Here is a 10558-nt window from a genome sequence, read left to right on the forward strand (position 1 = left end):
CACGCTGACGGTCCGGTGACCAATGGTTCGGCAATCGATGACCTCGTGACCGATCGACCACCCGACCGACCGACCGATGGCCTGCCAGGTCAATACCCCGGCACTCGATGATCTGCCAGGTCGATGATCTGTGTCCCCGACGGTCTGGCATGTCGATGGTCTTCGGATCGACGGTCTTCGGATCGACGGTCCGTCAGGCCGCCGTACCGGGCAGTGTGGGCGCGGCCGGGGCGGTGCGGTCGGCCGACCGCACCGCGGGGGCGTACTCGTGCTGCGCCGCGAGGACCGGACGCAGCGCCCGGATCGCGTAGAAGTTGCGGGACTTGACCGTGCCCGGCGGGACCCCGAGCCGCTCGGCCGCCTCCACCACCGACCTGTCCTTCAGGTGCAGCTCGACCAGCACCTCGCGATGGTGCGGCTGCAGCCTGTCCAGCACCTGGCTGATGTCCCGGGAGGCGAGCACCTGCTCGTAGGGGTCCTCGGCGAGCGGGCGGTCCTCCAGCATCTCGCCGGCCACCTCCTGGGCGCGGGCAGCGGCCATCCGGAAGTGGTCGATGGCGATCCGCCGGGCCACGGTGAACAGCCAGGGGCGGCTGTGCTCGGGCCCACGGGAGATCGCCTCCGGGTGCTGCCAGGCACGCAGAAGGGTCTCCTGCAGGATGTCCTCGGCCTTGCCGCGGTCACCGTTGGTCACCCGCAGCAGGGCGCGCAGCAGGTAGCCGCCGTGCAACCGGTAGAGCTCGGCGAGTGTCTCCTGGTCGAGGGTGGGACGCGCGGCGGGCTCGGCCGTGGCGGGCGGCAGGGCCGAGGGCGCGGAGGACGGGGCGACTGGCTGTGTGGACACGGCGCACTACCTCTTGATCCGGCGGGGTCTCGGTGCGGGCCGACGAGCGGCCTCGCGAGGCCGGGCTGGGCTTTCCCGACCTCGCTACTCATACGTTGCCGGGCCGCGCCAAGGTCGCACCAACGAGTCGCCAACGTCAGCGCCAATGCCGGCGCCAACGTCAGCACCAACAGCAGCACCAACAGCACTGCACGACCGCGCGGCATTGACGTCCGGCGGGGCGGCTTTGGCGCGACCCGGAACCGGGCCGGTGCGGCTCGCGTCAGTACCCGTGCGGGCCGGTGCGGCTCGCATCAGTGCCGGTGCGGGGCCGGTGCGGGGCCGGTGCGGGGCCGGTGCGGGGCCGGTGCGGTGGCTCAGTCGAGGTTGAGCGCACGGATCAGGTGCTGCACTCCGTCCTCGCCGCGGCGGGCGATCAGCAGCGCGACCCAGGCGCCCAGCGTGCCGCGGTCGGCCGGTGACCAGGTCGGGGCGGACGGGTGCTCGTCCACCACCAGGGCCATCGCCAGCCGCAGCAGTTCGGGCGGCGGGGTCGGTTGGCTCTGCTCGTCGGGCAGGCCGAGCAGGGCGAGCCGCCGCGCGACGTCGATCACCTCGGCCGCCGACGCCACCGGGACCGGCAGCGCGGCCGGACCCGGCCGGCTCTCCGGCGGCTGTCTCAGCAGGGACGCGATGAACTGCTGCGGCCCGTGTGCCGCCCCGTCCCGGGACATTGGTGCCTCTCCCCCTGTCCCACGGCGGGACGTCCGCCCGCGCAAGGGCCCGACCTGTCTACCTGTCATGACACCCGGTTGGGAGTGCCACCCAGGAGGGACGGTACCGGGTGGCAACCGGGTTCAGCAGGTGCCAGGTGGGTCGGCGGCTGAACCCGGCCGGTTCGGGAGGCCGTTATCCCTGACTGGACGGGGGTGGTGGGACGGACCGAAAACCGGGAGAACACGTGACGGTTCTTGTCGACAGCTTCGCGGGCACGGCGGCGCCCCTGGGCCGGGCGAGCGGCGTGCTGGGTGCGCTGCGCCCCGGGCCGGACGAAGAACCGTTCGGTGCACCGGACTACACACCGCTCAGCTGGCCCGCCCCGGTGCCGCTGCTCGACCGCACGCCGCTGGATCCCCTGGGCACGGTGCTGATCCCGCCGACGGAACGGGTGCTGCCGCTGCTCCGGACGGGCGAGGCGCCGGCCGAACCCGGGCTGCCGATGCCTGGATTGCCACTGCCCGGATTGCCACTGCCCGGATTGCCACTGCCAGGGGCGGCGTTGCCCGGGCTGCCGGTACCAGGGGTGCCGCCACACCTGGAGCTGCCGCCCTACGTGCAGTTGCCGCCCGGTGCCCCGGTGCCCGGCGCTGTCGCGCCGCCCACCGACCCGCCGAGCCTGGCTGCCCCGGTTGCCGCCCCGATTGCCACCCCGATTGCCGCGCCGGTTGCCGCCCCGGGGCGGGTGGTCCCGTTCCCGGACCGCGGGCTCGGGCACGCCGCCGCCCTGGAGCTCAACTCCGAGCGGCTGCTGCGCCGCCCCGCACCGCGCGGCCCCCGCGCCCTGCGACTGCCCTTCGCCGGCAGCCAGGAGGAGCAGCGGCGCCTGCTGGAGCGGATCCGCACCCCGCTGGCCGGCTGCCACCGGATCACGGTGCTCGGGCACGCGGCGCAGACCGGGCCGAGCGCCGCCACCCTGGCCCTGGGCACGCTGCTGGCCACCCACCGACCCGACCGGGTGATCGCCCTGGACCTCGCCGTGCCCGGCCCCGGCGGCCCCGGCGGCCCTGGCGGCCCCGATGGCGGCGGCGGGCAGGCGGTCGCGCTGGGGCACCGGGTGCGGCGCGAGCACACGCGGACGCTCGCCGAACTGCTCGCGGTGCTGCCCGCGCTGGGCACCTACCAGGACGTGCGCCGGTTCACCTCGCGGGCGGCGAGCGGCCTGGAGGTCCTGGCCGAGCTGCCGGGCGCGCCGAGCCACGGTTTCGACGAGCACGGCTACCGGCAGGTGCTGGCGACCCTGAGCAGCCAGTACCCGGTGATCCTCAGCGACGCCGGGACGGCGGCGGACGGTGTGCGACGCGCGGCGGTCGAACTCGCCGACCAACTGGTGGTCTGCGCGAGCGCCTCGGTGGCCGGCGCGAGGGGAGCCACGGCACTGCTGGACCAGTTGGTCGCACAGGGGCACGGAGAGCTGGTCCGCGACAGCGTCACCGTGGTCGCGACCGGCCCCGGTCAGCTCGCCGAGGGTGACCGGCCGCTGCCCGCACAGGAGTTGGCCGCGCACTTCCGCACCCGCTGCCGCGGCGCGGTACTGCTCCCGGCGGACGGCCACCTGGCGGCGGCCGACGAGCTGGACCTGGCGCGGCTGCGGCCCAAGGCCAGGCAGGCCTGCCTGGAACTGGCGGCGCTGGTCGGCGAGTCGATGGCCCACCAGCACCCGGGCGGCACCGGCACCTGGCATCCGACCGGCTGGTAGGCACGCTCCCCCGACACGAGCAGGAGCGGGAACAGGAACAGGAACGGGCTCGGGAGCCGGCGGAAGAACTGAAGCGCGAGCGGTGCGGCGGCCGGGGGTGGGCTCCCCCGGCCGCCGCACCGCACCCGGCGGACTCCTCAGGAGCCGTCCTCGTCGAACTCCCGCCGGGCGCCCGGGGCCGGCGGCCGCCAGCCGCGGGAGCGCCCGCGCGGCACCACCACCGCACCGACGCCCGCGACGACGATCACCGCCAGCGCGCCCAGCGCCACGGTGCCCGCCTGGCGGGGTGCCGCGGAGGCCCGCGGCACGGGCGGCATCACGAGCCGCTGGGACGGAGCGGGGGTGACGGACGGCGCGGGGGACGGGGCTGCGGACTGGTCCGGCAGGACGGCGGTGACGGCGGCCACCGGGTCCACCGAGCCGTAGCCGGTCTGCGGGTCGGGCACCGCGCCCGCCGAACGATAGGCGGTGGCCTCCAACCGGCGCGCCAACTGAGGCTCCGTCAGTTCTGGCCGGTAGCCCAGCGCCAGGGCGGCTGAGCCCGCCACGAAGGCCGCCGCGAAGCTGGCCCCGGCCCCGGTGTAGTAGCCGCCGCCCGCCGGGCCGACGCTCATCACCGCGTCGCCGGGGGCGGCCAGGTCCACCCGGCCGCCCACCGCCGCCCCTCCGCTCTGCGGGAGGATGCCGCCCGGGCCCAGGTCGCGGACCGCGAGGACCTCGGGGTAGGCGGCCGGGTAGACCGGCGCGGGCGGCGGCGGGGAGGCGCCCGCCGCCTGCGGCACGGCGTCCGCCGCCGCCGGGGCGGCGATCAGCGCGCCCTTGCCCACCGCGTAGCGCACCGCCGCCAGGAGCGCGTCACTGCCTGCGGGAACGGTCACGCCCACGTCGATCACCCGGGCACCGCGGTCGGCGGCGGCCCGGATCCCCTGGGCGAGCAGGTCCGCGGTGGTGGCACCGGTGGGGTCGGCGACGCCCACGGCGAGGATCCGGGCGCGCGGCGCGAGGCCGGCGAAGCCCGTGTCACCGCGCTGGTCGGCGGCGATCAGACCGGCCAGGAAGCTGCCGTGGCCCACGCAGTCGCGCGCCGGGTCGCCGCCGCCGGTGAGCTTGGCGGCGTAGTCGACCCGACCGGTCAGCAGACCGGCTCCGTCGGCCACGCCGGAGCCGAGCACCGCCACCGTCACGCCCGCGCCCTGGCTCAACGGCCAGACCTGGTCGGGTCGCAGGAAGGTCTGCGCCCAGGGCGTGAGCTGGTTGCTCTTGGCCGAGGCGGGCAGACAGGCCGGCTGCTGGCCGCTCTGGTCGGTGCGCAACTGGCTGACGCCGGGCAGGGTGTCGCCCGCCGCCGATGACGACGACGAGGACGACGAGGACGAGGACGGGGACTGCGGGGACGACGGGGAGGAGGACTGCGAAGACGGGACGGAGGCGTCGGCCCGCGCCAGGCCGGCCGGCAGCAGCAGGCCGCCGGCCAGCAGTGCGGCGGTGGCGGCCCGCCGACCAGCGGCGCCGGCGGACCTCACGCGAGGCTGCCGATCCGCTGCACCGGGATGTCCTGCGGCAGCAGCACGCTGAGTTCGGCCAGGTCCGCCACGTCCAGCCGTGCCAGCCGGCCCGCCTGACGGGTGATCATGCTCTCCAGGGTCTGCCGGGCGAACCGCCCGTTGCCGAAGGCCCGGTCGCGCGGCACCGAGCCGAACAGCTCGCCGAGCGCCGCCAGCGTCTCCGGCGAGCAGCTGTAGCCGGCCGACTCGGCCTGCAGGCGCACGATGGTGACCAGTTCCTCGTCCGCGTAGTGGCCGAAGTTGATCTCCCGGGAGAACCGGGAGGCCAGACCCGGGTTGGAGGCCAGGAAGCCGCTCATCTCCTCCTGGTAGCCGGCCACGATCACCACCACCTCGTCCCGGTGGTCCTCCATCAGCTTCATCAGGGTGTCCACGGCCTCCTGGCCGAAGTCGTTGCCGCCCCCACGCGGCGTCAGGGTGTAGGCCTCGTCGATGAAGAGCACCCCGCCACGGGCCCGTTCGAAGGCGTCCCGGGTCAACTGGGCGGTGTGGCCGATGAACCGGCCCACCAGGTCGGCGCGGGCGGTCTCGATCAGCTGGCCGGTGGGCAGCACACCCAGTTCGGCCAGCAGTTCGCCGTAGAGCCGGGCCACCGTGGTCTTGCCGGTGCCGGGCGGGCCGGCGAAGACCAGGTGGTGGCTGATCTTGGGGGCGGGCAGGCCGGCCTCGACCCGGCGGCGGGTCTGCACCGTGAGGTTGACCAGGTCCTCGACCTGCTGCTTGGCCTCGCCGAGCCCGACCATCGAGCGCAACTGGTCGAGCAGGCCCGGTCCTTCGGGCTCCTCGATGCCGGCGGCGGCGCGGGCCAGCTCGGCGGCGGTCTCCTCGCCCACGTCGGCGGGCACCAGCAGCGCCAGGTCGGCGTTGTCGAAGCTCTCCAGCCCGGCGAGCCGGGAGGCCTGGCGGTCCACCATCTCCTCGAAGACCTTGCGGGCGGCCCGGCCGTTGCCGAAGTCGGCGCCCCTGGGCATCCGTTCGAAGTGCAGGGTGAGCGCCTCCCTGGTGCCCTCGGCGAGTTGGTAGCCGTGGCCGGCCGCCGCCATCTCCACGATGGTGGCCAGCTCCTCGGTGCTGTAGTTCTCGAACTCGACCGTGCGGCTGAACCGGGAGGCCAGGCCCGGGTTGGAGGCCAGGAACTCGCGGATCTCGGCCTCGTAGCCGGCCACGATCACCACCAGGTCGTCGCGGTGGTCCTCCATCAGCTTGACCAGGGTGTCGATCGCCTCCCGGCCGAAGTCCGGGCCGGTGCCGCCGCCGGAGCCGGCCGACAGGGTGTAGGCCTCGTCGATGAAGAGCACCCCGCCGAAGGCCTCCTTGACCACCTCGGTGGTCTTCAGGGCGGTGCCGCCGATGATCGAGGCGACCAGGTCGGCGCGGGCCACCTCGACCAGGTGGCCGCTGCGCAGCACGCCCAGCTCCGCCAGGATCGCGCCGTAGAGCCGGGCCACCGTGGTCTTGCCGGTGCCGGGCGGGCCCGCGAAGACCAGGTGCCGGCTCATCGGCAGGGCCGGCATGCCGGCCTGCTCGCGGCGCTTGGCCAGCTTGTTGAGGTTGACCAGGGTGGCGACCTGCTCCTTCACCCCGTCCAGGCCGACCAGCGTCTGCAGCACGGCCTGCGGGCCCCGCACCTCGCTGGCCGCCCGGGCGGCGGCCTCCGTGCCCTCTGGGTCCTCGGCGCCGCCGTCGCCGTCCTGCGCCGTCGCGACGGAGGCCGAGGCCGTGCCGTACGCGTCGGTGGAGCGGTTGTCGCGGCTCTGCAGGTTCTCCACCGCGAGGCGCTCGCTCGGCTCGCTCTGCCGCAGCCCGGCGCCCTGGTTCTCCGCGACCAGGCAGTCGCTGAGCCGGACCGCCTCGGCGGACTCCAGCCGGATGCCGTCCACCGTGTTGTCGGTCAACTGGCAGTCCGTCAGGGTCGCGCGGGAGCCGGCGAGCAGGTGCAGGCCGTGCCGGCGGTTGGCCCGCAGCCGGGTCCTGGTGCAGGTCAGCTCGCCGTCCCGCTCCACGCTGACGCCGTCGTAGGCGTTGTCGGCGCTCTCGCAGTCACGCAGGCCGGCGATCCCGTGGGCGCCGACCGAGATCCCGGCGGCACCGCTGCCGCGCACGGTGCTGCCGCCGAGGTAGGTGTTGGCGCCGTCGGCGATCCGCACCCCGGCCTGCCCCGAGTCGAGCACGGTGGCGTCCTCCAGCCGGCCCCGCCCGTCGTGCAGCACCTCGACGCCGTGGCCGGCGGCGGCGGTCACCGTCACCCGGCGCAGCAGCGGGTTGGCGCCCTCGCGGATCACGATCCCCACCCCCGCCGCGTCGTAGACCTCCAGGCGGTCGAACTCGGCGGTGCTCTCCCCGGCCAGCTCCACGCCGTCCGCCCCGCTGTCGCGCACCGTGGCGCGCAGCAGCGTGGGGCCCGACGACTCGCCGACGAAGATGCCCACCTGGGCGGCGGCGGTCACCTCGCAGTCCTCGAAGGTGCCCTGGGACCGGCCGGCGATGTGCAGGCCGTGGCCCTGGGTGCGCAGCGTGCGGCAGCGGCGCAGCAGCGGGTCGGTGCCGCCCGAGAGCGCGATCCCGTGGCCGCGCACGCCGCTGACCGTGCAGTCCTCCAGCACCGTGCGGGCGGAGGAGCTGAGGAAGACGCCCAGCGCGCTGTCGCGGATCTCGGTGCGCAGCAGGCGGGTGGTGCTGTGCTCCTCCAGGGCGACGGCCGGCTTGTCGGTCGCGGAGATCTCGCAGTCCTCGATCACCCCGCGGGCCTCGCCGTTGGCGCAGACGCCGTTGCCGCGCGCGTCGCGCAGCACGCAGCGCCGCACGGTGGGGTTGGCCTTCTCGCCGATCACCAGGGCGGAGGTGCCCAGGTGTTCGATCACGCTGTCCTCGATCACGCTGGTGCCGGTGGAGGTCTCCACCAGCCCGGCGCCGGCCGGGTTGACCACCCGGCAGCCGCGCATGGCGAGCGCGCCCTGCTGGCGGGTCAGCACGGCCGTCCAGGAGTTGCCGACCACTTCGCAGTCCTGCAGCGCCAGTTGGCCGCGCGGCACGTCCACGGTCGGCAGGTCGTCGTCCTGCCCGTGCAGCACCAGGCCGGTCAGCTGGACCGCCTCCGCCACCACCTGGACCACCGCCCCGCGCCGCGGGCTGATCCGCACGCTGCCGCGCACGTCCTCGGCCGTGATGGTCACCATCTTGGTGATCACCAGGTTCTCCTCGTAGCGGCCGGGGCGCACCGAGATCACCGCGCCGCTGCGGGCCGCCTGCAGGGCGTCACCGATCGTGCGGTAGGAGCCGGACTCCCGCTGCTCCGCGCAGACCGTCAGCACCGGGCGCGACATGGCCAGGGGTTCCCTTCGTTGGTGGTGGGCATTTTTGCGGGGGGTCAGGGACTTCAGGGACTTCAGGGACTTCAGGGACTTCAGGGATCGCAGGGATCGCAGGGATCGCAGGGATCGCAGGGATCGCAGGGATCGCAGGGATCGCAGGGATCGCAGGAGGAGGGCGTCAGGAGGTGCAGGTGGCGCGGATGGCGTCGGCGGCGTGGTGGGCGTAGGTCTTGGTGTTGCCCGACCAGTCCAGACCGCGGTCGTGCATCGTCACCGAGAGCGAGCCGTTGTAGGCGAACTTGCCCTCGTCCACCCACTTGCCCCGGTTGCCGACCTGGTTGATCGAGAACGAGCCGATCCCGCCGCCGCCGTTGTTGACCGTGTAGTACGTCGGGTTGCCGCCGACCTGCTTCACGTCGCCGCTGCCCGGGATGAAGACGGCCAGGTCGCAGCTGCTCACCGAACTGAGCTTGAAGTTCCAGACGACCGAGTTGCCCATGTCCTTGTTCGCGTCGCCCGACATCGGCATCGAGGTGTAGGTGCCGTTGCAGCCGTTGCTGCTCCAACCGCCGGAGTTGCTCTTCCAGCCGGAGTCGCCCTGGTCGAACCAGCCGTTCTGGCTGAAGCTCACGCCGCTGCCGCCGCAGAACGGGCCGGCCACGGCGACCACGGGGGCGGGCGCCTGGGTCGTCGGCGGGATCGCGGGTCCGGGGCCCTGCGGCGGGAGCTGCGGAGCCGCCGCGGTGGTGGGCGGCGCCGGCTGCTGCGGGGGCGCGGGCTGCTGGGGGGCGCTACCGCCACCGCTGGAACTGCCGCCACTGGAACCGCCGCTGGAGCCTCCGGAGCCGGAGCCGCCGGCCGAACCGCCGGAACTACCGCCGCTCGAACCACCGCTGGAGCCACCGGAGCCGGAGCCGCCGCTCGAACCACCGGAACTACCGCCGCTCGAACCACCGCTGGAGCCACCGGAGCCGGAACCGCCGGCCGGGTGGGTCGGGGAGTGCCCGGAAGACGCGGTGCCACCCGAGCTGCCCGACCCACCGCCCTGGTCGGCCGCGGGCGTGGCGGGGCTCGACGGGCTGGGCGAGGTCGAACCGTCGGCCGCCACCGGCGCCACCGCGCCGGGCGTCGAACCGGGCGCGGCGGGGGCGCCGCCCGTGTCGCCGTGCGCGTCGAAGCCGGGCACGAAGCCGTTGCCGCCGCCGGTGGGTCCCTGCTGGCTGTAGCCGAGCGGCGCACCGCCCTGGGCGGGCCCGTGCGGCGGCTTGGGGCCGCCGCCGAGCTGGGTGAGACCCAGCGGCACCCCGACCAGCACCAGACCGACGGCCACGGCGGTGGCGATCATGGGCTTGGAGATCCGGCCCGGGCGCGCCTCGGCCCCGGCGGCGGCGGAAGCCGGTTCGGCCGTCGCGACCAGCGCCTCGGCGGCCTCCGTCTGGGCGCTCTCGATCCGGGCCAGTTCGAGCCGGGCCGCCTCCGCGTGCGCGGTGGCCTCGGTGCTCGCGGCGGCAGGACCCGCCGGGGGCACCGGGGCCTCGGGCAGTGCGGGGGCGAGCCCGGGGGCCGCACCGATCGCGGCCGACGCCCCGGACCCGCTCCGGGCGGCCTCGGCCTCGGCCTGCGCGGTCCGCGCGGCCCCCTCGGACTCGCGCTGCCGCTCCTGCCCGGGTGCCCGCTCCTGCTCCGCCGCCGGCTCGGCCTCCTCCTCGAAGGCCCAGCTCACCTCGGGAAGCTGGTATCCGCGCGCCGGCTGCTCCCCCGCGCCGCGCTCTTCCTCGCCCACCATCGTCCCCTGCCCTCGACAACACTCCTGCCCGGAGTGACGGACGGCGACGCGGGCAGGGTTCAGCCCTGCTCCTGCCCCACGTTCCAGACCGGCTCGCCCGCCGGCTCCGGCGGCGTCAGGATGAACGCGACCGCCTGCTCGAGCACCTCGTACGGCGGCTCCGCCCGGGGCCCCTCGCCCTGCGCCCGGATGTGCGCGAGCAGCCCGGACTCCGGGGCCAGGCCGTACTCGTCGAGGTAGTACGCGATGGTGTCGGTCCAGATCCACTCCCCGTCGGTGCGGTAGCTCATCGGCACCACCCCGCGCCGCTCGGGGTCCAGCACGTCGTCCATCAGCATCGGGGTCATCAGCACGTGCGGCCCCGACCGCAGGTAGTCCGCCACCACCGCCCGCTCGGGGCCGTCGGCGAGCCGCGGATGGTCCCGCTCGAAGGCCGGCCCGGTCACCGGGTCGACCTTGTCGAACACCGCCGCGAGCCGGAAGCCACCCACTGTCGTCTCCGCCATACCGTCCACTCCCTCGCGCTCGGCTGCTCTCCCACTTCGACCGACGGCCCGCGGCCCCGGCCGGGTTCACCCGGGGGTGCGGGGCGCGGGC

The 10558-nt window shown here is 75.0% G+C and carries 7 protein-coding genes; 1 reads left to right on the top strand and 6 read right to left on the bottom strand.

Features of this window, described 5'->3' with window-relative positions; genetic code table 11:
* Positions 1–193 precede the first annotated feature (193 nt).
* Complete coding sequence (locus OG455_RS09840; protein ID WP_266292184.1) at positions 194–844, bottom strand: sigma-70 family RNA polymerase sigma factor; 651 nt, start codon at positions 842–844, stop codon at positions 194–196.
* A 356-nt stretch (positions 845–1200) separates the two neighbouring features.
* Positions 1201–1557, bottom strand: a complete 357-nt coding sequence (locus OG455_RS09845) for a hypothetical protein (protein WP_266292186.1) — start codon at positions 1555–1557, stop codon at positions 1201–1203.
* A gap of 227 nt (positions 1558–1784) precedes the next feature.
* Here OG455_RS09845 and OG455_RS09850 point away from each other — a divergent pair, with 227 nt between their 5' ends.
* Positions 1785–3299: a hypothetical protein gene (locus OG455_RS09850; protein WP_266292188.1), complete on the top strand. Its 1515-nt coding sequence runs from the start codon at positions 1785–1787 to the stop codon at positions 3297–3299.
* 137 nt (positions 3300–3436) lie between these two features.
* Here OG455_RS09850 and OG455_RS09855 read toward each other — a convergent pair whose 3' ends face one another.
* From OG455_RS09855 to OG455_RS09870, 4 genes are all read right to left on the bottom strand, one after another.
* Positions 3437–4822 carry a S8 family serine peptidase gene (locus OG455_RS09855; RefSeq protein WP_266292190.1) on the bottom strand — a complete coding sequence of 462 codons (1386 nt, stop codon included), beginning with the start codon at positions 4820–4822 and terminating at the stop codon, positions 3437–3439.
* Entirely contained in the window at positions 4819–8187 is a 3369-nt protein-coding gene (locus tag OG455_RS09860; RefSeq protein ID WP_266292192.1) for a right-handed parallel beta-helix repeat-containing protein, read from the bottom strand. The genes OG455_RS09855 and OG455_RS09860 overlap by 4 nt, the downstream gene beginning before the upstream one ends.
* A gap of 166 nt (positions 8188–8353) precedes the next feature.
* Positions 8354–9961, bottom strand: coding sequence for a hypothetical protein (locus tag OG455_RS09865; RefSeq protein ID WP_266292194.1), 1608 nt, complete (start codon positions 9959–9961; stop codon positions 8354–8356).
* A 59-nt stretch (positions 9962–10020) separates the two neighbouring features.
* Positions 10021–10467: a hypothetical protein gene (locus OG455_RS09870; RefSeq protein WP_266292196.1), complete on the bottom strand. Its 447-nt coding sequence runs from the start codon at positions 10465–10467 to the stop codon at positions 10021–10023.
* Between the last annotated feature and the right edge of the window lie 91 nt (positions 10468–10558).

Source organism: Kitasatospora sp. NBC_01287 (genome assembly GCF_026340565.1).
Taxonomy (GTDB): Bacteria; Actinomycetota; Actinomycetes; order Streptomycetales; family Streptomycetaceae; genus Kitasatospora.

What these genes read in the sequence shown, in the direction of transcription:
- OG455_RS09865 (WP_266292194.1), bottom strand. Translation starts at nt 9,961, where the DNA reads ATGGTGGGCGAGGAAGAGCGCGGCGCGGGGGAGCAGCCGGCGCGCGGA.
- OG455_RS09870 (WP_266292196.1), bottom strand. Translation starts at nt 10,467, where the DNA reads ATGGCGGAGACGACAGTGGGTGGCTTCCGGCTCGCGGCGGTGTTCGAC.
- OG455_RS09845 (WP_266292186.1), bottom strand. Translation starts at nt 1,557, where the DNA reads ATGTCCCGGGACGGGGCGGCACACGGGCCGCAGCAGTTCATCGCGTCC.
- OG455_RS09860 (WP_266292192.1), bottom strand. Translation starts at nt 8,187, where the DNA reads ATGTCGCGCCCGGTGCTGACGGTCTGCGCGGAGCAGCGGGAGTCCGGC.